The sequence below is a fragment of the Draconibacterium sp. genome (assembly GCF_041583095.1).
Lineage (GTDB): Bacteria > Bacteroidota > Bacteroidia > Bacteroidales > Prolixibacteraceae > Draconibacterium.
This window is the reverse complement of sequence record NZ_JBFHGM010000003.1, coordinates 20,065-42,677: the sequence shown is the minus strand read 5'-3', so window position 1 is coordinate 42,677 and position 22,613 is coordinate 20,065. Positions and strand designations below refer to the sequence as shown.

Sequence of the window (22,613 nt, the reverse complement as noted above, 5' to 3'; positions counted from 1 at the left end):
GATTGAAGCTACGTAAATCAGGGACGCTCTGATAGTGAGCCAGAGGAAGAAATACCGCTTCCTCCTGCTTCGGACGAAGCTGTATAATGTATTTGATTTGTGGAGAACAAAAGCATCTTTCCTTTGGGTTGGGTGCTTTTTACATTTTATAAATCTACTGATTCACTCAGATCGATTTACTACAAATCGTAGAGTTAAATCAGTAGTAGTTAAAATTGTCCATAAACCTTAACAATTCCCACTCTCCTAACGATATTTTACTATTTTTGCCACCAATTAAAGACACGCATGTCTTCTATATAAATTATCAACGAACTTTTATGAAAAAAACAGTATTACTTCTATGCACTTTCTTATTGGTAACGTCAACTGGATTTGCCCAAAAGGGATCGCTCAGCGGTGTGATAAGCGATAAAGCAACAAACGAAAATATACCATTTGCCACCGTTGCTCTTGTTAAAGCAGGTGAGGAAAATGCATATGCAGGAAGTGTTTCAACCGAGAACGGAAATTTTATCATTGAAGATATTCCATACGGGTCTTACAAGCTGTCGGTATCTTTTATCGGCTACAAGTCGCAGGAATTACAGGATATTACCCTTTCATCCAATAACAAGAATGTTGATATGGGAACAATTGCTCTTGAACCTGACCTTATTGGTATTGAGACCGTGGAAGTGGCTGCGGCATCGAGAACATCGACAAACAAAATAGACCGGAAAACCTACCAGGCTTCTGATTTTGAAACCGCAAGAGGAGGTACAGCTATCGACGTGCTGAGTAAGCTTCCCTCGGTATCTGTGAGCAGTGAGAACGAGATTTCGGTGCGCGGATCGTCTGATTTTGTGGTATACCTAAATGGGAAACCTACCAATACCAGTGCTTCTGTACTACTGGGGCAAATACCAAGCGAAAATATTCAGGACATCGACATTATTACAGTGCCTTCCTCAAGGTATAACGCACAGGGAAAGGGTGGTATTATTAACATCACCACCAAGCGTAACACCAACAGCGGCCTTACTGTTGTGGCCACCGGAATGCTGGGAGGAACACCCTGGAAAAATGCAACCGACGTGTTCAGTAATCACGATATAAACAACAACCGGGTAAACGGTGGACTTAGCCTGAATTATAATATGGATAGGCTTAGCCTGCACGGAGCAGTGAATTATACCAACCGGCACAACAAAGGAATTGGCGATATTTACACCTACATATACCAGAATGAGACGCAACCCTATCAAGGCAGCTATTACATTCTCGACGGAATGGGAGCACGCCCCAAGTGGGATGAAAACCTGTATACCAATATTGGAATGGATTATAAGCTGGGTCGCAATTCGCAAATATCGGCCAATTATCTTTATTCAAAACGACATACCGGACGTGCCGCACACTATAAATATGAAACGTTTTTCAGCAATACTACAACCGGTGCTCCCATTGACGGAACGCTGTACGAATTGTATAACCCGAACGAAATCCACAGGAGAGGTGATTTCCAAAATATTGGGGTTGACTATTTTTGGGAGAGTAACAACAACTCAGCCTTAAATATCTCGTTCCTATACGAAGACTCGAACCTGGAGCAAACCATCGATAATAAAGAGTTTGCATATACAGGTGATCAGCAATATTACGACTATAATTCCAACAACGATGGTAATCCGGTATTTCACTCGTATCAGCGCGACGAAACGCCGTTGGATGCTTATCGTTTTGAAATGAATTATCAGAAAGATTTTGATAACGGAAATTCGCTTAATCTGGGGGTTGTATCAGAGTTGGTACGCTTGGATGGTATTTATGAATACGATACGGTAAATATAAGCACGAATGATTTTGCAGGCTATGACTACTTCAATAATACCATTGATTTAAACCGCGATATTTATGCTGCTTTTATTGAATATTCAGGAACCGCAAATAAGTTGCAATATATTTGGGGCGTGCGTTTTGAATATCTCGATCAGCAAATGAATGTAAGCAGCACCAGGTACTTTGAAGAGGTTTACGATGTGTTTGGCGAAATTGGACGTGATTTTAACGAAACTGAATTCAAACAAAACCAATTTGATATTTTTCCAACGCTTCATTTAAGGTATCAGGCCACCGATGCTGATGTAATTTCGCTGGCGGCAAGTCACCGTGTTAACCGTCCGCCGGCAAAAGACATGGCTCCTTTCTTATATCGTCGACACCAGGAGATTTTCGAAATGGGTGACCCACTGTTGGAACCTGAATACAGCTGGAATGCCGACCTGAACTATAATCGTTTACTGGGCAAACACAGCCTGTCGCTTACCGGTTTTGTACGTTCAACCACAGATGCCATATACCGGGTTAACCGTTTGGATTATAACCTTGCCAATAAAGGAGGTGTTTTACTTCGTAGTTTTACCAATGCAGGAACACAGTTGGCCACAGGTGGTGAACTAGGATTAAATCTTGATATTTCGAGCAAAGTGAAACTATTCCTTGGTGGCTCACTTTACCAGTTTTCGGTAGAATCGAATGAAACACTTTTTGGCGACCAAAGCAGTAGCAACAGTGTAAACTGGGATGCAAAATCGAACCTGAGCTGGACGATTCTTGCGCCGTTGAAATTTACCATCGATTATTCCTATAAATCGGGGACGGTTACTCCACAGGGCGAAGATCTGAAGTTTCAGATGATGAACGCTTCACTGAATTTTACTCCAGCAAAACTGCAAGGTTGGAATTTCTATGCCAAAATGCTCGATATTATTGGCACCAACCAGGCAGGCGGATATACCGGTGCTACGGCCAATGGCATGGATGTATTTCAACGCGACTGGGTGTACGATTATGAAGGACAGATTGTGGAAATCGGGGCGTCATTCACCTTTAATCAACGAAAAGATCAAACGAAACAACGGTTGATTGGGGATAAGTATTTCTAAAGCAGAATTAGTTCTTCCGATGTGAAAAGATATCGGATAAAATCTGATTTAAAATTCACCTAGCTGTTTTACTTTTCGATTTTCGACAACTACTTTATCTAATTCAAACCCTGATTTCAGGTATGTGGGCAAAGCATTGGGATGGTCCAATTCACAAGTATTGAGTTGTATCCATTTCGAACCTTTATGCCATGCTTCATTAATGACAGTCTGCATAAATGATTTGCCATATCCCTTTCCAATATAATCTGGGAATAATCCAAAGTAAAGAATTTCTGTATATTCACTTTCCCTGACAAATTCGGCAAATCCAGCAAATTTTTGAAACACAGAGTAAATAAAAAGTTCAGTTTTGGGTGAATTAATCTCGTCATAGAGCTTGCTTTTTTCCAATAATAGTCGATCAAGCCAATTATATGCTTCTCCAACAGTGCGGTAGAAATATAAGTAATCTTCGGTTGAAATAGGGGTTGCTAATCTTTGAAATGTAAAATCAGGCGCATCAGATCTGTCAAACTCAACCTCTGGCTTCATACTCATCTTTAGATAATAAATTTTAACAGGAACTTCTAATATCTGTTCTTCCATGCCTGACAGAGTTTATTTATAACAAAAAAATAGCATCTAACTTGCCAAAAACTATTTTGCATCAGACTTTATAGTATAAACTGTGGTAATAGTTCACTTTCACTGAATGGATTTAATATATTCACCTACAGCCGAATGTCCGTTTGAACTGGCAAAATCCAATGAAGATTCTCCGTCGACATCCACCATATTAAGATCGGCACCATAGCTAACAAGTGTTTTTAAAACTTCGAGCTGCCCTTCTGCTGCAGCCATCATAGCAGCAGTCCAATTCTCTTCTTTTTCTATCAAATTAGGCTTTGCTCCAGCCTCTAATAAGGTTATAACGGTATTTACAAACGGGCCGGTAGAAGCATACATTAATGCTGTCCGATCAATCTCATCTATTGAATTTACATTCGCTCCCTTATTAATCAGAAGTTTTACAATCTCGTTATTTCCGTTATATGCAGCTAACATTAAAGCTGTTCTTATATTTTCATCAACGGAATTAGGATCAAAACCCTCGTTGAGTGCATCTTGTACAATTTGTATATTTCCTTCAAGTGAGGCCTGAAAAATTAATGATGTGTCAAAATCTGTTTTTTCATTTTCAGATGACGTGGATTCATTATTTGATTCACCCTTTTTTGATTCATTTCCAGCCTTAGTTCCACACGACAAAATAGAAATACTGAGAATCATGATTGTTGCTACCAATCTAAGTTTATTCATTTTTTAATTGATTTTGTTTTTTAACAATGATGTTTTAACCACTTTTTTCGAGCTAAACATTTCCTTTACTGGCATACCAGCGTCTGTCCTGAGTTAAGCCTAAAATCCGCAGAAAGAAAATGCAAATGCTCATCAATCAACCATGCGATTTATTCACATAGAGCAATGCATAGATAAAGAAAATTATTTCAGTTCCAAAGCTTCCACATCGGAATTGATTTCTCCAACAACAGATTTATATTGCTCGATCATTATTTCAAGTTGATTGGGATTTGTTTTTGCAAGATTTTGTTGCTGGCTAAGGTCGCGACTCAAATCATAAAGCTGAAATTCTTCCGAGTTTCCTAATTCGATATTTACCTGACTTGAAACTGCCGGTCCTTTGTAGGGCGGAATCATCAACCAATTATCATTTCGCAGTGCTGTGCGGGAAGATGCCTCCAATACAAGTTCATCTCTTCCTTTATCCGACTTTCCCAAAAGAACAGACAACAATTCCTTGCTGTCAGTATCTTTTACATCTGCCCCGGTTAGTTCTGCCAATGATGCCAGTATATCAAGCTGACAAATCAAAGCATTCGATTTTTTAGGTTCAATCTTTCCCTTCCAATAAGTGATGAACGGGACACGTGTACCAGCTTCAAATAAACTGTATTTACCACCTCGTAACCCTCCATTTTGATCATGATCGCCAATTCGCTCTACAGCATCATCAAAATAGCCGTCGTTAAGTACCGGCCCGTTATCGCTTGAGAAAATAATCAGCGTATTTTCGAGAATCCCCTCTTCTTCAAGTGTTCTCATAAACTCGCCAACACACCAGTCAGCCTCCACAATCACATCGCCACGCGGTCCAAGGTCGGTACTGCCAACAAATCGAGGATGTGGTGTACGCGGAACATGAGGTTGCTGCAAGGCATAATACAAAAAGAAGGGCTCGTTTTTATGCTGCTTTACGTAGTTCTGTGCTTTAACAAGAAAATGGTCGGCCATATCCACATCGCTCCATTTAGCTTTCTCACCACCCTTCATAAAGCCGATTCGCGGAATGCCATTAACGATTGAATTGTTATGCCCGTGGTGCCATTTCATGGTCAGCAATTCAGGATTGTCCTTACCGGTTGGCTCGCCTTCAAGATTCTTACTGTAGTCCACTTCTATCGGATCGTCTGGATCGAGGCCTTCCACCAAGCCATCTTTAAGATAAACTGTTGGTACGCGGTCTTGTGTGGCTGCCATAATATACGAGTAGTCGAAACCCACTTCATTTGGCCCTGGCGAAACATGTTCGTTCCAGTTTACATAACCGCTACCTAAGCCAAGGTGCCATTTTCCAACCACTCCGGTATAATACCCCTGCTCTTTTAACATTTTAGGAATGGTTACCTGTGCGGTATCAATAATCAGCGGTGCAGTGCCCGGCAAAATTTTGGCATCCATATTTCGCCACGGATAAACTCCGGTTAACAGGGCATAACGACTCGGTGTACAAGTTGCCGATGATGCATGTCCATCAGTAAACATTACGCCTTCGTTTGCCAAACGATCAATGTTTGGTGTTTGAATTTCTGTAGCACCATAGGCACTTACATCTCCATAACCCAGATCATCGAGATAAATAACAACAATATTTGGTTTAGATGCCGAGTCTTCTTGTGTTTGCTTATTTTGTGATTTCTGATTGCATCCTATAAACACTGAAACAATCAATGCTAAAAGTAAAATATTTTTAATTTTCATATGACTAAGATTATATAATATGCAATGTATGGAACACCTATTTGTAACAAATATCTTCCCAAATGTGAATATTTTACATATTCGTTTCCTTTTAGAGCTCCAATTAGCTATGTAAAAGTTTCATCTTTATTGATTTTTACAAAACAAAACTAATCCGAAGAATTAATACCCATTAGCAATTTTGTTCAACATATTGGTAAATAGGTTCATATTAGGTTAATTGCAATTCCCTACATTCTGCTGAATAAACTCTGTCGGCGTCATTCCAAACTGAGCTTTAAAAGATTTTGTGAAATACGAATTGCTGTTAATTCCTACCCGATACAGTACTTCGGAAATAGAAACATCTTCGGAAATGAGAATTTTTGCCGCTTTTTTTAGTCGCAATCCACGAATAAATTCGCCCATTGATTGCCCGGTTAATGAACGTATTTTCTTATACAAATTGGTACGTCCGATGCTCATTTCCCTGCAAATATGGTTGATGGAAAAATCGTTATTATCAATATTCTCATCTACCAGTTCCATAAAATGTTCCAGAAACTCTTTGTCTTTTTGGGTGCGTGCCAGTTCGCGACTTTCTGCAAAAACATTGGAGGCATATTTATCTTTCAGTTTCTGATGAGAGTCAAGTAATTGCCTAATTTTTAAATCCATCAGTTTCAGATTAAACGGTTTGGGAAAATACAAATCGGCACCAGCTTCGGTTCCGGCAATCTGGTCTTCAATCGATGATTTTGCAGTTAACAAAGCAATAGGAATGTGACTGGTTTGAATATCTTCTCGCAAAGTTTTAACCAACTCCAAACCATCCATTTCGGGCATCATAATATCACTCACCACCAGGTTGATCGTTTTATTTTCCATTTTTGCCAAAGCATCTTTTCCGTTCTCCGCTTCAATAACTTTAAAGTCATGGGCAAAATGTTCGTGTAATACATCCCGCAGTTCTTTGTTATCTTCAACCAAAAGTAATATGGGCATGGCATTTAATTCATCCAGAACGTGATTCGGCAAATCCGGGGTATTTTCAACATTATGAATTGCCACTTCTTCCAGTTCTATTTGCATAGCATCGGACATTTCCAATAATTTTTCTTCCGCTTGTAAATGATCATCACCAATAGGTAAACCCACCAAAAATTCGGTTCCCACATTTCTCTGGCTACTTACAATAACATGACCATGATGTAGCAGAACCAGGTTTTTCAACAAGGCCAACCCAATTCCCGTGCCAAGGTGTTTGGTTTTCGAAGTATTCATGTGGTAGAAGCGGTCGAAAATCTGACCAATAGACTTTTTAGAAATTCCAATGCCTGTATCAATTACCTGAATATAAATATAATTGTTGTTTGCATGGGCTTCACCAACTTCAATACTATGGTCATAAAACACCTGTAATCCTTTTCGTTCCTTCTGAAAAACGTTCATTTTTACCGAACCGCCTTCTTCAGTGTAATTAATAGCATTTGCAAGCAGATTGTACAAAATTGTCGACATTTTTTCGGGTTCGAACCAAACTTCAGGAACAACCTCGCACGAATACGAATAATCAATTGAACTGTTCTGGCAAAGCGGCACAAATTGCTGATACACTTTTTCAGCAAATTCTTTTATATCACCTTTTCCTGCATGTAGTTCCAATCGTCCCACTTCTGCCTTTCGGAAATCCATAAGTTCGCTAACCAATTTTAATAAACGATTGGCATTTTCCGATATCAAATTCAACATTTTATTTTGTTCGTCAACTTGCAGCTTCCCCATTTTCAGTTTCTCAATTGGAGTCTGAATTAGGGTTAGAGGTGTTTTAAACTCATGCGATATATTCATAAAAAACTGTAGTTTCATTTGGTGTAACTCCTCCTTTTTCTGTTCTTCGGATTCAACCAATTTTAACTCGTTTCGTAATTTCATCCAACGGTTGGTATAATAGAATACGCCTCCCGACATGCTTACAAACAACACAAAATATGCGATGTATGCCCAACCGCTAAACCACCACGGCGGACTAATATGTATTTCCAATTCAATTGGATTTTCGCTCCACAAACCATCACCGTTGGTGGCGTCGACCTTAAAAATGTAGTTACCATATTTAAGGTTCGAATAATTAGCCACCGGATATTGCCCTGAAATAAAATTCCAATCGGAATCATAATCTACCAGCTGGTATTTATAATGACACTTTTCAGGATTGGCGTAGTGCAATGAAGCAAACGATAACGAAAACTCATTTTCTTTATAATTTAATTCTAATTCCTTTTTGTATGCTAAACCTGATTCCAATAAAATTCGCCCGTTCACTTCTTGCCCCGGTAAAATTTCAGTATTACGAATACGCAAGCCATTTAAAATAATGGTAGGTTTTATTTCATTACGCTTAATATCGCGAGGATCAAAATGGTTCATTCCTTTTATGCCTCCAAAGAACAAAATCCCATCATCATTTTTGTAAGCTGAGCCAATTTTAAAACCATTGCTTTGCAGCCCGTCATTTACATCAAAATTCCAAAACTCATAATTTTTAGGATTAAACATCGACAGGCCTTTCGAACCAATCCAGATGTTACCGTCATCATCGGTTAGTAACGATTCAATATCATTTGCGGGAGCCCCTTCTTCAACAGAAAAAGAACTGGCCTTATAATTACCGTTATGGTTTTCGTCCCAGCCATCAAGCATTACAAAACGATTTAGACCACCTCCGAGTGTTCCTACCCAATATACAGTATCGCTTTCTTTCTGGATTGGCCAAATGTACTCGCTGCTCAAAGATAAATCGGTTTCGTTACTGCGGTAGTAAATGATGTTATTCACCCATCCATAATTTCCGAGCAACAACCGGTTCAATCCTTTTTTAGTGCCAGCAAGCACCTCATTTTTAGTCTTATCAACAAACACATAGTTTACCTGATTTGAACTTAAGAACAAACGATTTGTTTTGTTTTCATTAATCTCTGAAATCTTAATAGGTGTATTATTCTCTATTCTAAACTGAAACAAACCTCCACGCCAGGTACCTACCCAGAGATTATTATAATTATCAAAATCCATAGAATAGGCAGGATTCGATTGCCCGAAAATTCCGGGATAATTATAAATACTGTTTGTTGCCAAATCTATAATATCAAGCCCTTCGGTAGTTCCAATGTATACTTTATTTTTGTGATATTTTAACGATCTTACCCGTGTACTGGTAAGCGATTCGTTTTGTACGTTTCCAATTTTAAAGGGCACACATCTTCCTGTTTTAGGATTGTAAAAATCAATACCCTCATTTTGTCCGGCCACCCACACCCGGCCCAAATTATCCTGGGTAATTGCCCTCACAAAGGGGTCGGTAAGTGAATATCCCTCGCGGCTAGGGTCTTTCACCAGTAGACTAAATTGCTTTTGTTCTAAATCGAGGAATGACACTCCACCAGCCCAAGTTGAAGCCCACAAACAGTTGGAGTGGTCGAGCAATAATTTCGATATATTATTTGAAGAAATGGAAAATGGGTTATACTGCGAATGATTAAATATTTGCGACTGGGGACTTTGGCTTAAAGGTTCGTTAATAAAGAGCAAACCTGCGCTGGTTCCACACCAAAAATTATTCTCCCCATCGACCAAAAAATCATTCAAACTTCTGACCTCATGCTCCCATTCCGTGCCTATGAAAGCTTCATCAAGAGAGATGGTTTTTAACAAACTTCGTAAACGGTAATTGTTGTTTTCGAGTGAAAATACTTGTAAATAATTAGGCGTTACAAACCATAATTGGTTGTTATGAAACCGAAGATGATTTATTCTTGCCTGCACAAATCCTAAAGTCTGTTTGTTATTATTTGTAAATTCAAGAAATTCGATAGTATCATTTTTCGATAACAAAGTAGCTACCCCTGCACTGGTTCCTACCCATAATACATCTTTTTGGTTTGTTTCTAATGAAACTATCTCACAGGTTTTGAATGCCTCGGGAACGTTTGTCAGGTCCGATATCTTCTGAATATCCAGCTCTTGCTTGCCCTCATTTAAACGAGCTCGGTACAGATTCCCCTGGCTAACCAACCATACATCGTTTTGTAAACCAATAATTTTTGAAACCTGTTGAGGAGAGGCATTAAAATTCAGCCCTGAGTAACTCAAAGGAATGTGTTTTTCTTTTTCTAAGTCGAAGAGGTGTAAACCTCCTTCGCTTGCCACCCAAAGTATTTTCTCTTGAGCATACAAATCCAGGATGCGATTATTGTAAACCTGGTTATTTTTAGATGTTGTATTAAAAAACAACTTCGTTTGTTGGCCATCAAATTGTTGTATTCCGGCGTTTGTGCCAATCCAAATTAAAGCCTTTGCATCTTCTGTTATGGCGGTTGCATCGGTATGCACGAGGCCTCGGTTAACGTCTAAATGACGAAACCGTTTATTGTTTTGTGCAGTGCATAATACTTGGGTTAACAACATAATTACACTAAAAATAATCCACCGCTTCATACTCTTCCTCCTATTAATTCTGTAAAAATATCTTTATCAAATATATAAAATGCATCACTGCATAATTCTTAATTAAGGAATTTTACCCAAATTCTCGTTTAAGAGCTAGCTTCTTCTCCCCGCTAATTCTTTCGAGAATTCCTTTGGGATATATTTTCTTAAACGTTCTTTTACTTTTTTTAATTCTGGCTCTCCTTCAATATTATTGAGTTCATAGGGATCATACAGATGGTCATATAACTCCTCACTACCATCCGAATAACGAATATATCTGTAACGTTTGTCTCTTACTGATGAAAAACCTTCGCCAAAAGTTGTAAGAGCGGGCTGCCAATCGAGTTCCACATCGTCCAACAAACGTTTCAAGCTGTTACCGTCTGTTTTATTTTTTTGATCTAAACCACACAGCTCTGTTAATGTTGGATACAAATCAACCGAGCTAACCGGGGCATAACAATATTTACCATTTCCTCTTGCTTTTGGGACACGAACTGCCATTGGTGTTCTTGCTGCCTGTTCCCAAAGCGTATTCTTTTCCCAATGGTTTTTCTCGCCACAATGATATCCATTGTCCGACCAAAATACAACAATAGTATTTTCAGCATATTTACTTTTATCCAGAGCTTCGATAACCCGGCCAATACTCCAGTCGGCAAAAGACGTACAGGCATAGTAAGCCCGAATCAGTTCTTTCCATTCCTGAGTATTTCCGGGATTAAAACGTCCGAACGGATCCAGCAATTCTTTGGCAATTTCCGGAATATCTGAAAGGTCGTTCTCATTGTACCCTATAGGAAGTTCAACATCGTCAATGTTGTACATGTCATAAAATCGTTGGGGACAGGTAAAAGGTGTATGAGGTCGCCACAAACCTAAAGCCAGAAAAAATGGTTTTTCATGATTTTGGTTTAGAAAATCAACGGCGGCATCCGCATTTTTTACATCCGGAAAAATGGAATCAGGAAATGATTGTATTCCCCAAAATTTACCTTTTATCTGATGCTCTTCATCCGGAAAAGGGCCAAAACCTCCGCCATAAAGAGGCCTGTTATCAAAGTTATTCTCAATGCGGCCCGGGGCAAGTTTAGCATGATACAGCTTTCCTCGGCCGAAAGTTTCGTAGCCATTACGTTTAAACATTTCAGGAAGCGTTTCCTGGTTAATTAACTTTTTTGATTTGTTCCAGGGATCGCAACCGTTGAAATACGCGCCGGTATTGTGTGGGAATAATCCACTAAAAACAGCAGCGCGCGAAGGAGTACATACCGGTGATCCACAATTGGCATTTTCGAAAACAACTGCAGTTTCCTTAAATTTATCAAGATACGGCATCTTAATTTGAGGAACAGTTCCGTAAAAACCATAGTCGTTCATGTCGTCAACGATCAGAAATAATACGTTTGGTTTTTGTTGGGCTGATGCCACAGCCACAAAGAGTGTTAATACTATAAATATCAGTTGTCTCATTTGTTTTTACCCTTTATTGTTAATCCGCTATTCAATTCTTCAACCTCATAAATCACTGCTTTTGACGGACTGGTATTGGGATAATGGCATGTCAACATCAACTTTCCATCGAATGTTTTGAACAGCATACCATGTCCGTGTCCACCGGTTAAAAGCGGTTTTTCAGGATGAAACCAGGGCCCTGCCAATTTTCCGGATTCAGCAATTGCATAGGAAAGGGAATACCCTTTTTCGCCAAAACTGGAGGTAAGACAGATTATTTTTCCTGAAGGAAGCCGGTAAATAAAAGGACCATCAGATACAAAACCGGGGATCGATTGGCCTTTATATTTCTTCCCCAGTAAATCCATACGTTTTACCCAGGTTGCGTTGTTGGCTTTAAAAATTGTTTGTGGCTTACCTGCAAATCCGGATAAATCATTTTTAAGTTCAACCATTTCAAATGTTCCGTTGTTGATTTGAACCCATTCATGACAAAAAACCATAAATGGATTTCCATTCTCAAGCCAGAGGGTTCCATCCAGTGCCGACCATATTTTGGGAGTGGTTGGTTTTTCCAGATTAAGAGGTTGAAAAGATCCCATGGGACTATCGGCTACAAGTATTTGTGTTCCCCGTAGCATTACGGGAATTCCATCCGACCTTATTTCAATTGTATCTTCTGGATTGGTAAATGTGGCAAATAGATAATATTTTTCTTTGTATCTATGCACTTCGGGAGCCCAAATACCGTGAACGGGATCGGCCCAGAAACCTTCAGGATTCTCAAAAACAATTAATGGCCCTTCCCAGATATTCAAATCACTGCTCTTGTATACACAAACTCCTTGCCTACTATCAGCCCCGCGCAATACACCTCTAGTAGCACTATACAGATAATAAGTCCCTAATTCTTCCACTGGAAGAATATAAGGATCGCGAATGGGTATATCGCTCAGTTTCCACTCACTGACTTGCTGGCTCCACAAAATCTGGCTGAAGCACAAAAAAACTATTACAAGAATTCCTTTCATGATTTAATAACCGATCTTAGTGTTTTTGATGATAAAGTTAAAATCCTCATCAAAATCAACTTCAATAATACCAAGTTGTTGATGAACCGGACAGTACGAATCGCTGCCGAAAACCGTACAATACAACCTATTGTCAGTTCCCTGAAATAATGTGGCATGTCCTGCATGTCCTGCTGCAAACCGACGTTCAGAATAAGGTCCTTCGACATTATCGGAAATGGCGTACATTAAATCGTAAGTGCCATTATGATCACCGCTGTGGTCGGAAGCAGTGAGAATGTATTTCCCTTTATATTTAATAAGACAACAGCCTTCGTATCCCATTTTTTCCCAACTTCCGGCTAATATGGTTATCGGTTCTTCGGCAAATCCACTCATATCCTTTTTCATTTTTACCATTTGTCCGCCTCCCCATAAATAATAGACTTCACCATCTTCATCCTGAAATAGAAATCCGTCGATGCCATCACTTATAGGGCCTCCAACGGGATCGATAAAAGGTCCTTCAGGCAGGCCGGTTGAACTTTTTATCAAGGAAGTTACACGAGGTGTTAAACTGTGGCTGAAACAGATCCAGTAAGTTCCGTTGATGTAGGAAATTTCCGGAGCCCATAACATTTCTTTTCGATTCGGTTCGTCGCGTTTACGATTGGTTTGCCAGGTCGCATTTTTATCCCAGTTCCAGATATACCCCAAGGCGTCCCAGTTTTCCAGATCGGTGGAACGCCACATTTTCAATCCTCCATGTGGAGGCTGAGAAGGTTCACCTAAGGTGGAAACTAAATAATAGGCACCGTCATGACCAACACAAATGCTTGGATCGCGCATAAAAATATCTTTCACCGATTTTACCGGGTGCATACTGCCAATTACTCCTTTTTCCAAAATAACTTTCGGCGAAGGTTTCAAATGGTATCTTGTTCCTTCCACCAGGGGAATCAATCCTGTTGCCCCTGTGAACATAGCATAAGAATCATCGACGTTACCGGCAAAGGTGCTCCACCAGTTCCCTTCTCTGTCTTTAAAAATAGTAGAGTGTGCAGCATGTGGCACGACAAACTCACGACGGTGGTATGGGCCATAGATATCTCCGTCAGAAACAGATAGGAACTGATCATCGCACCAGGTTCCCATTCGATGTTGCAGATCGCTGGCTACCAAACAGTATTTACCATTCAGCTTTATTATATGCGCACCGGCTGTTCCAACTTTATCCAATACAGGATATTCGCCCCAACCTTTTGAAGGAAAGATTTCAGGAATAATAGCTTTCGGACTTTCATCCAGTGCTTTCAAATCATCAGATAAACGTGCAATATACCCCCCGTTCCAGGTGAGATAAACATTTCCATCTTCATCTTCAAAAAGCGAAGGATCATAGCCCCAGGGTAATAATTTCGACCAATCTTCGTATGGCCCTTCTGCATCGCCTGTTTTGCTTTTTAAAATACCAATGGATTGATAAACTGTTGAATAAACCAGGTAATATTCTCCTTTTACAAAATGTAGTTCTGCACCACGACATCCTGACCTGCGTTTTGAGTGATTCGTTCCATAAACCGGCTCTCCCCTTTTCTGCCAGGTAATTTCAGAAACATCAAAAACTTTTCCCAAATCCTGCCAATTATTTAAATCTTTCGATCTCCAGAGGTAAATACCATCGTTTTGAAAATTGTTTTTAGGGTCGCCAACGGTTCCGGTTAAATAATACCAACCATTTGGAGCCACACAAACATGTGGATGCGTTAAACCTTCAACTAAAGGTAAAATTGGTTTTGCATCGTAATCGGGATGCACTAAAAACTGGGCAGTAGACGTACAAGTTACCCCCAAACCAAGGATGAAAATAAAGAGCAGTTTTTGCTTCATAGTTTTTAGTTCGAATAGTTATTTATTTAGAAGCAAAACTATGGTATTTGCTGATTTTGTACTTTTCTGTGGGTACGCAAGTTTAACACACCTGTACAGGGCAGCAAAAAAAAGAGGAGCAGTTATTAAACTACCCCTCAACCATTTACTACTTAAAACTATACCATTAATGCCTACGCAGAAGTATTACCCAGTCTTTATTTTCATCTGAAGGAGCACCCGCTAATTCGTGTTTGCTTCCGGCCGTAATTTTTTTGATTTTACCATATTGAAGTGGCCCTCCGTTCCGGGGATTAAACCATTGCAGCGTAAACTCGCCACTTATGTTTTCAAGGTTTAATGTTCCCTTTCCATTCCGAAGAAAAACAATGTACAATTCGCCCTCGCTGGCCAGGCAGTAATCTCCCCCGGCAACCAGTTCGTCGTGGTTTTTGGTTGTTTCAACCGGTATGTTATTTCCCTCGAAGAAATCGCGAAGGTATTTGCACTGATTCCAGAATAAATCGCGGGAACGGTAATCCTGACATGTTAAGTCGGAATGGGCATGTTTGTAACCAAAGTACCATTCGGTTCCCCATCCTCCGGCCATAAAAGTGCCCCACAATCCGTTAATGCGTGCATTGTCGTGGCTTGGGTCTTCAGCATCAGGCACCAACGAATGTTGTGCATCTCCGGGCTCGTCGCAGGCAACCGCCCACTGTTTTCCGGCCTTTTCCGACTCGTTTAACCAATGCAGCACCTGGGCGTGCACACGGCTAAAATCGGCCTTGTTGGTTTGTAAGGAAATTCCTGAATAATAACTTTCGCTGCCTAAAATATCGTAAAACGGAACACCGTTATGAATAACCACATGATGATGATAAGGATCGTGCTCGTAAAAATATTCTGCAGCCGCCAGGCGCTGCGCAGTTTCCATTGGTGGCGTTGGAGGATTTGCCCAGTCGCCAATTTCCTCACCGATGTTCCAGTTAAGTGCCAAATGATGCCCAAAACGTGCCATTAGCTCTCGGTAGTATAATTTGGTATTGGCGCCAATTGCCCCATTGTCCAACAGTCCCTGGTTTTCAAACTCAAGCGTTTTGAAATGCAAAAACATACCCAGTTTATCAGCATGTTCAAAAACCAGTTCCCACTGGTCGAGCTTCGAGCAATCAAAACGGTCGTAGGTATCATATTCAACATAAGGATATACATTTTGATCGTCGCCTGCAATGTTGTTGGTTAAAAACGAAAATACATTTAATCCTTTTGATGCCAGGTAATTTACCGCCCCAACTATTGCTTTTCCTTTGTTGCCTTGCCAAACGGGATCGCCCTCTTTCCAATCTTTTTCGTGCGCGTCCCACGTTTTCATGAGGTTATCTTTATGGCCATCGCTTGCAGCATCGCCATCAAAATCAACATAAGCCAGAAAGTTTTCCGGGGCATCAGGCCCCACTTTAAACATTGGTTTGCCTGTTTCTGCATATTTCAGGTAGCGGGTTCCGTCATACTGCAACCTGCCATTTGCACGGTTATCGTTCCCGGTTTTATCCGACTCTGCAATGGTGAACTCTCCTTCCGAAGTATCCATAAATCCACCGCTTTGGCCTTTGTCCTTTTTGTAGGCAATAGCGGCAAAGTTTCCTTTTCTGAAATCAACTTTATAGCTCCATTTTCCGGTTTTGGGAGGTGCAAAATGCACCCGCCATTTGTTACCTGCTTTTGCCGAAGTTTCAGCAGCATTACCGTCGGCGGCAAAATACCCCGGCACCTTGTATTCATCTCCTGATTCGGCATGTGTAAAAAGCACATTAAACCGATAGTTCACAAAAGGATTAAATTGGGCATCCTCCGCCGTTTGAGGGCCATCAAAAGTAAGCGTTACTTTGTGCCATTTTTTCAACTCGCCTGTAATTTCAGGAGTTACATTGGGCAGTTTACTATTTTTGTTTGCCATAGGCCCGGCATTGCCAATTGATCCGGCATCGCCAATGGCAACCATTGCAGCCGCGCCCTGACCTACCGGAGCAAAAGCCACACCACTCCAACGGCCACGACTAAATTCCTGGCCATCGTTACTGCCAACTTCTGCAACAACGGTTATTTTATCTTCTTTTTTTAAGGCTATATTTCCAAACAGGCCCATGTACCGTGCTCCTTCTTCAAACGAGTTTTTACTTGGCGGAGCAGTAAAATTTCCTACTTCTTTATCGTTAACAAGAATGGTATAGGTAGAGTTACCATCGTTCTCGCCCACGGCTAAAAACAATATGTCTCTATTTCCTTCGGGGCCGTTGTACCTTATAGTTGACGATGCTTTCTTGTGTTCTTCGGGATTTACAGCCAGCCATTGTCCGTTTTTGTCGGAATAAAAATCAGTTCCTTCAAGTGGAAATGCTGATGCACGAATAAGTTTTACTCCTTTAACAGCTGTTTCAACCGCGTATAAAAATGATTTTTTTGAAACCGGGTTTTCGCTTACCTCCGGATAGGGTTCCGGTAGTTTTCCGGCAGCAATTTTAACAGATGGGCCAATACCCTGAGGGATGTATTCTTTTTCATTGGTAAGCAAGAAGCGATCAAATTCAAAACCATCCTCACGCATGCTAAACATTATTTCGTGCTCACCAGCTTCGTCAATATCAAGGTAAATTTTGTAGGCCTCGCCGCAATGATTTTTTTCAGTTCGTTGTTTACTTTCCCAACGCCAGTTGTTTTTCCCCTCGCACCATTGCATCCTTTGGCCTGTTTCGGGCCATGTGCCGTTTATTCCTACATGAATCCCATTGTCTTCGCTACCCGAGCTATAGGCACGCACCCACACGTAATAACGCCCGGGGTTATTAATTTTTACTTTATAATGCAAAATTGCCATTTCGCCGGCTGTGTTACTAAAATTCTCGCCGGCAGTTAATTTATCGCCGTGGGTAACACGGGTATCGGGCAAAATCTCAACATAGGCATTATTACCTGCATCTTTACAGTGCGAAGCATCCTCGTCGCGGCCAACTTTTGCCTGTTCGTTTTTCGAGGTCCGGTACCATTGTCTGACATCATTTTTTGATTGCTTAAAATAATATTCAGCTTCAACGGCCATCATGCCCTTTTCTTCTTCAAAAACAACATTGTTTTCTACAATTGGATTTGTGAAATTTTGAGCTTTTGCCGGAAAAGCTTGCCAACAAATAAATGTCAGCAGGAGTGCTAATTTAACTTTCATTTGTTTTTGTTTAGTGTATTTATTTAGCCGTGTTAGCTAATTTTTATCAAGCTACTTTTGCAAATAAAGCAGCCAATCCTGTACTGATGGGCATTGGAGCTTAATTTCTTCGTTTGCTGTACTTTCGGTTATTGGCATGCTTGTTCCATTCCTTGGATTAAACCAGGTGGCGGTGTAGCCAACATCAGGCAAAGTAATGTCAATATCCTCTCCGGTTTTACTGTAAACAAGGTACACCTGGCCGGTTTTTGCAAACACATAATCATTTTTGGTTGTGGTAAGCTCGTTGGCATTTACCATGGTTTCAACCGGAATTTCGTTTTCGTTAAAGAAATCGAGCGCAATTTTACACTGGTCCCAAAACAGGTCGCGCGAACGCCACGATTCGCAGGTAAGATCGGAGTGCGGGTGTTTGTATCCGAAATACCATTCGTTGCCACAACCGCCTGCCATAAAAGTTCCCCACACCCCGTTAATTCGGGCGTCGTTATGTTCAGGGTCTTCTTCGTCGGTAATTAAGGCATGCGAGGCATCGCCGGGCTCGTCAACTGCAACGACCCACTTTTTACCTGTTTCGGCCGATGCTTCCACCCATTTATTAACGGCACTGTGTACCAGTGAAAAGTCGACTTTATTGGTTTGAACCGACAAGCCGGTAAGCGCTGAATTTTCACCAATTAGTGGCGCATAATATTTGTCGTGTTGATCGGGATAAGTATGCAAAACAATCAGACTTTTGTACGGATCATTGGCTTCAAAATAGCTGGCCATATCCTTCACCTGTTCAACGGTTTGTGTCATTTCTTCACCCAGGTTCCAATTTAAAGCCAGGTGATGACTGTATCTTGCAATTAATTCGCGGTAGTACAATTTTCGCTCAGGGCCAACATCTCCACCATCCATTTTCTGGTCGTTTTCGTTTTCCTGTGTTTTAAAGTGCAAAAACATTCCTTTCATTTCGCCATAGGCAAAAATTTGTTCCCACTGGTCCATTTTCGACACATCAAAACGATCGTGGATGGTAAGTTCTTCCCACTGTTTCGGATTCTTTTTAACGTTGGCAGCCTTCTCGTATTCTTCGTTGCTTACTTTCAGCAAATAAGGGTAAACATTGCGGTCGTCGCCATCGGTATTAAAAGTTAAAAACGAAAATGCGTTCATTCCTTTTCCTGCCAGATAATTTATGGCACCCAAAATATTTTTTCCTTTTTGTTTTTCGGGTCCCCATAAAAATGCATCGGCATCGGTGTCGTAGTCAACGCCGTGCGCTTCCCATTTCTTCAATCGATCGCCAACATTGGGAGTGTTATCAATTTCGTAGTAAGCCAGAAAGTTTTCAGGAGCATCGGCTCCACATTTTAAAAAATACTGTCCGGTTTCAGCAAACTGCTGGTAATGCTCTCCCACATATTGTAATCGGCCATGTGCGCGCAAATCTCTTCCTGATTTGTCTGTTTTTTCAACGGTAAACGAACCTTTAGCGCCATCCATAAATTTGGCGCTTTCACCTTCGTCTTCGCTAATAGCAATTCCGGCACCTTTTTTAAACGAAACCTCGTAATTCCACTGCCCGGTTTTGTTGGGCGAAAAATGTACGCGCCATTTGTTTCCTGCATCGGCCGAGGTAAAGGCCGCCTCACCATCGGCGGCAAAATAACCCGGAACCACAAACTGCTGTTCGTTTTGCGAAAAAGTAACTTCAAGGCGGTAGTCAGTAAACGGGTTTGGCGTTGCCGTTTCAGACGACTCAGGACCGTCAAAAGTTAAAGTAATTTTATGCCAGGTTTTTAATTCGCCTGTAATTTCTGGTTGAGTAGGCGAACACGAAAAAAGCACCAGCCCTGCCAATAAAATGATTAGAATTTGTTTCATGATCTATTAATTACGATTTAGTTATGGGTTCAAATTTAATATCCGATAAATTTCCTTGTTTACCATTTTCATCAAACCGTTGTAATCTTCAGCTTTCATCATTTCTGTTATTTGCTGGTGGTTTAATTTTTTTGCCAATTCATAAGCACCTTTTGTTACCTCTGAATGGCGGTTGAAAAATTCCAGAACATCAAAAATACGTGGAGATGCATCGGTGGTAAAATACTTGTTATAACCGTATTCCTGCGCCCAATACATTAGTTCAACGTAATGCAAAAAATGACGGCTTGCACCAATTAAATCCCAATCGGCTTTGGTGTCGTTATCGTTGGTGTGGATGTATGCATCAAAACCATTTTCGTAGATAAGCGACAGGGCCTGGGCAGGATTTTCCTGGCTTTGCAGCGAGTGTCCCATATCAAGCGTAATGCCTGTATTTTTGCATTGTACATCTTTTAACAACAGTAAGCCTTTTGCAGTTGAGTCGATCTGACAATGCACACGTGTTTCGGAGAATTTGGGTTCGAGAAAGAGAGGCACTTCAGGCAAATAATCGGCAGCTTCGGCAAAGGTTTCCACCATAAAGTTCCAGGCTGTTTTATAGTTGATCTGGAAGAGCACATCGTATCCGTCGCTTAATGGGCAACAGGTTACATGTGGCGCACCCACAGCTTTCGCAAAGTCTTTGGCTTTTTTTATCATGGCCACCGCGCGGTCGCGTATTCCTTTATCGGGGCGCGAAAGGGCTCCTGGCACCCACTCGGCTTCTTTTTTAATGTTTACGTTAATGGCTGCAAATTCCAGTTTGTATTTATCCATTAATGCCTTGGTTGCCTCTGGTCCTTCATTTTCGTACGGAAAAACCATTTCAACTCCTGAAAAGCCTTCAATTTTCGATACAAATTCTAATTTTTGTTCGGTTGTAACCGGTGCCTGATATTCTGAGAAACGGTCCTGGGTTTTTCCCAAAAAACCGATTATAACTCCTTGTTTTATTTCTGACATATTTTTTAAATTGGTAGTTGGAGCCATGAGATGTTTTTCCTCATCTGTCTCCAATCCTCGATTAATACTTTATTTTAACAATTGTGTTGATGTATCTGCCAATGTTTCCAGAAGCAGGCAGCATGAGGTTGCTCCGGCATCCAGTACTCCGCGCGAACGTTCGCCCAAACGGCTTGCCCTCCCCAATTGCGCCACCATATTTTTTGTTGAATCGCGACCTACCTTTGCAGCCGATTTCATGGCTTGCAAAGCTGTAACGAAGTCGTTGTTTTCGGCAGTCGATTTCTGATAGGCTTCAATGGCTGGCACAAGCGTATCGAGCAGGGTTTTGTCGCCTGGTTTTGCCGGCGAAATGGTTTGAATTTGAGAAAGCATTGCTTCCAGTGCTGCACCCATTTCTTTGATACCAATTTCTTCGATTCCGCTTAATTCTTTGGCAAAACCGCGGTATAACTTTCCGTACAAAGGCCCCATGGAGCCGCCAATTTTCATCATTAGTATTTTTGACAGCGTTTTGGCTGAATGAGCCAGATCGCCCGGATTGTTTTCGAGCTCCGTTTTGCATAGCTGAAACCCCTTGTTCATGTTAATTCCATGATCGCCGTCGCCAATTAAACCGTCGATATCGCTTAAATACTGCTTATTTTCGTGAATAGCCTTAATCATGTTCTCAATGATAAGTGCCCCATCTTTATTTGAAAATGTCTTCATTTTTTTTCTGAGTTTATCGTTGAAACTGACGCATACCTACTGAGTCACATTCGTAATCCATGCAAGCCTTTAACTCATCATCTAATTTCATTAATGTACAGGTTACTCCGGCCATTTCCAGCGATGTAAAGTAGTTACCCACATACGAAATGTAAACTTTAATTCCTTTTTCTTCCAGAATTTTGGCCACATCGTTGTAAACAATGTATTGCTCCATTACCGGAGTTGATCCAAGACCTGAGATCAATACAACCACTTCGTCGCCATTGGCAAAAGGCAAATCGGGTAAAATTACATCGCAAAACCGCTGAGCCACTTTTGCAGAAGGTTCCAGATTGCACACCTCAATGCCTGGTTCGCCGTGGTGACCAATTCCAACTTCCATTTTGCCCTCTTCAATGGTAAAGTTCGGGTGACCAACCTCTGGAATGGCGCAAGGTGCCAAACCAATTCCCATGCTTCGGGTATTGTTAATGGCTTTTTGTGCCACGGCAATAACTTCGTCAAGCGATCCGCCCATGGCGGCTTTGGCTCCACCCACTTTCCACATTAAAATTTCGCCGGCTACGCCTCTGCGTTTTTCTTCCTGCCCTTTGGGTGCCGATGGAACATCGTCGTTGGCCACAACTTTTTTTACCAGGATGTCATCGTCTTCGGCTTCATCCATCGCCATGGTAACGTTCATATTATCACCGGCATAATTTCCATACAAAATGGCCACCCCCTTGCCACCATCGGCGGCCTTTATGGCATCGTAAAACATTTGTGCCGGTGGCGACGAGAAAATCTCGCCACAGGCAACTGCATCAACCATATTTCGGCCAACATAACCCACAAAGGCAGGTTTATGCCCCGAGCCTCCTCCGGTTACAATGCCAACTTTTCCTTGTATGGGTGCATCTTTATATTTTATTACTCGTTCGTTATCGGTTGTGGCAACCAGGTCGGAATGTACCTTCACATAGGCCTCCAGCATTTCGTCTACCACTTTCGACGGATCGTTTACAAATTTTTGCATGATTATATAAT

The 22,613-nt window shown here is 41.1% G+C and carries 13 protein-coding genes; 1 reads left to right on the top strand and 12 read right to left on the bottom strand.

Annotated elements, in window-relative coordinates; translation table 11 throughout:
• Positions 1 to 320: 320 nt before the first annotated feature.
• Positions 321 to 2,927, top strand: coding sequence for a TonB-dependent receptor (locus ABZB17_RS00495; RefSeq protein ID WP_372647345.1), 2,607 nt, complete (start codon positions 321 to 323; stop codon positions 2,925 to 2,927).
• A 48-nt stretch (positions 2,928 to 2,975) separates the two neighbouring features.
• Here the strand turns inward: ABZB17_RS00495 and ABZB17_RS00490 are convergent, their stop codons facing one another.
• The 12 genes from ABZB17_RS00490 to ABZB17_RS00435 form a co-directional block, all read right to left on the bottom strand.
• Positions 2,976 to 3,515, bottom strand: coding sequence for a GNAT family N-acetyltransferase (locus ABZB17_RS00490; RefSeq protein WP_372647344.1), 540 nt, complete (start codon positions 3,513 to 3,515; stop codon positions 2,976 to 2,978).
• Positions 3,516 to 3,614: 99 nt separating this feature from the next.
• Complete coding sequence (locus ABZB17_RS00485) at positions 3,615 to 4,229, bottom strand: ankyrin repeat domain-containing protein (protein WP_372647343.1); 615 nt, start codon at positions 4,227 to 4,229, stop codon at positions 3,615 to 3,617.
• Positions 4,230 to 4,412: 183 nt separating this feature from the next.
• On the bottom strand, positions 4,413 to 5,969 hold the full coding sequence (locus tag ABZB17_RS00480; protein ID WP_372647342.1) for an arylsulfatase: 1,557 nt from the start codon (positions 5,967 to 5,969) through the stop codon (positions 4,413 to 4,415).
• 216 nt (positions 5,970 to 6,185) lie between these two features.
• The gene (locus tag ABZB17_RS00475) at positions 6,186 to 10,445 is read right to left on the bottom strand and encodes a response regulator (protein WP_372647341.1); all 4,260 of its coding nucleotides are present in this window, start codon (positions 10,443 to 10,445) and stop codon (positions 6,186 to 6,188) included.
• A gap of 105 nt (positions 10,446 to 10,550) precedes the next feature.
• A complete protein-coding gene (locus ABZB17_RS00470; RefSeq protein ID WP_372647340.1) occupies positions 10,551 to 11,912 on the bottom strand; it encodes a sulfatase in 1,362 nt (453 codons plus the stop codon).
• Positions 11,909 to 12,925 (bottom strand): glycoside hydrolase family 43 protein, encoded by a 1,017-nt coding sequence (locus ABZB17_RS00465; RefSeq protein WP_372647339.1) that lies wholly within the window; start codon positions 12,923 to 12,925, stop codon positions 11,909 to 11,911. Before ABZB17_RS00465 ends, ABZB17_RS00470 begins: the two co-directional genes overlap by 4 nt.
• Positions 12,926 to 12,928: 3 nt before the next feature.
• Positions 12,929 to 14,794, bottom strand: coding sequence for a family 43 glycosylhydrolase (locus ABZB17_RS00460; protein WP_372647338.1), 1,866 nt, complete (start codon positions 14,792 to 14,794; stop codon positions 12,929 to 12,931).
• Between the two features lie 166 nt (positions 14,795 to 14,960).
• Positions 14,961 to 17,996 carry a DUF5060 domain-containing protein gene (locus ABZB17_RS00455; RefSeq protein ID WP_372647337.1) on the bottom strand — a complete coding sequence of 1,012 codons (3,036 nt, stop codon included), beginning with the start codon at positions 17,994 to 17,996 and terminating at the stop codon, positions 14,961 to 14,963.
• Positions 17,997 to 18,047: 51 nt separating this feature from the next.
• Positions 18,048 to 19,868 carry a DUF5060 domain-containing protein gene (locus ABZB17_RS00450; RefSeq protein ID WP_372647336.1) on the bottom strand — a complete coding sequence of 607 codons (1,821 nt, stop codon included), beginning with the start codon at positions 19,866 to 19,868 and terminating at the stop codon, positions 18,048 to 18,050.
• A gap of 21 nt (positions 19,869 to 19,889) precedes the next feature.
• Positions 19,890 to 20,873, bottom strand: coding sequence for a sugar phosphate isomerase/epimerase family protein (locus ABZB17_RS00445; RefSeq protein ID WP_372647335.1), 984 nt, complete (start codon positions 20,871 to 20,873; stop codon positions 19,890 to 19,892).
• Between the two features lie 69 nt (positions 20,874 to 20,942).
• Positions 20,943 to 21,584: a dihydroxyacetone kinase subunit DhaL gene (gene dhaL, locus ABZB17_RS00440; protein ID WP_372647334.1), complete on the bottom strand. Its 642-nt coding sequence runs from the start codon at positions 21,582 to 21,584 to the stop codon at positions 20,943 to 20,945.
• A gap of 13 nt (positions 21,585 to 21,597) precedes the next feature.
• Positions 21,598 to 22,602: a dihydroxyacetone kinase subunit DhaK gene (locus ABZB17_RS00435; RefSeq protein ID WP_372647333.1), complete on the bottom strand. Its 1,005-nt coding sequence runs from the start codon at positions 22,600 to 22,602 to the stop codon at positions 21,598 to 21,600.
• Between the last annotated feature and the right edge of the window lie 11 nt (positions 22,603 to 22,613).

What these genes read in the sequence shown, in the direction of transcription:
- ABZB17_RS00470 (WP_372647340.1), bottom strand. Translation starts at nt 11,912, where the DNA reads ATGAGACAACTGATATTTATAGTATTAACACTCTTTGTGGCTGTGGCA.
- ABZB17_RS00460 (WP_372647338.1), bottom strand. Translation starts at nt 14,794, where the DNA reads ATGAAGCAAAAACTGCTCTTTATTTTCATCCTTGGTTTGGGGGTAACT.
- ABZB17_RS00480 (WP_372647342.1), bottom strand. Translation starts at nt 5,969, where the DNA reads ATGAAAATTAAAAATATTTTACTTTTAGCATTGATTGTTTCAGTGTTT.
- ABZB17_RS00485 (WP_372647343.1), bottom strand. Translation starts at nt 4,229, where the DNA reads ATGAATAAACTTAGATTGGTAGCAACAATCATGATTCTCAGTATTTCT.
- ABZB17_RS00475 (WP_372647341.1), bottom strand. Translation starts at nt 10,445, where the DNA reads ATGAAGCGGTGGATTATTTTTAGTGTAATTATGTTGTTAACCCAAGTA.
- ABZB17_RS00495 (WP_372647345.1), top strand. Translation starts at nt 321, where the DNA reads ATGAAAAAAACAGTATTACTTCTATGCACTTTCTTATTGGTAACGTCA.
- dhaL (WP_372647334.1), bottom strand. Translation starts at nt 21,584, where the DNA reads ATGAAGACATTTTCAAATAAAGATGGGGCACTTATCATTGAGAACATG.
- ABZB17_RS00435 (WP_372647333.1), bottom strand. Translation starts at nt 22,602, where the DNA reads ATGCAAAAATTTGTAAACGATCCGTCGAAAGTGGTAGACGAAATGCTG.
- ABZB17_RS00455 (WP_372647337.1), bottom strand. Translation starts at nt 17,996, where the DNA reads ATGAAAGTTAAATTAGCACTCCTGCTGACATTTATTTGTTGGCAAGCT.
- ABZB17_RS00465 (WP_372647339.1), bottom strand. Translation starts at nt 12,925, where the DNA reads ATGAAAGGAATTCTTGTAATAGTTTTTTTGTGCTTCAGCCAGATTTTG.
- ABZB17_RS00450 (WP_372647336.1), bottom strand. Translation starts at nt 19,868, where the DNA reads ATGAAACAAATTCTAATCATTTTATTGGCAGGGCTGGTGCTTTTTTCG.
- ABZB17_RS00445 (WP_372647335.1), bottom strand. Translation starts at nt 20,873, where the DNA reads ATGTCAGAAATAAAACAAGGAGTTATAATCGGTTTTTTGGGAAAAACC.
- ABZB17_RS00490 (WP_372647344.1), bottom strand. Translation starts at nt 3,515, where the DNA reads ATGGAAGAACAGATATTAGAAGTTCCTGTTAAAATTTATTATCTAAAG.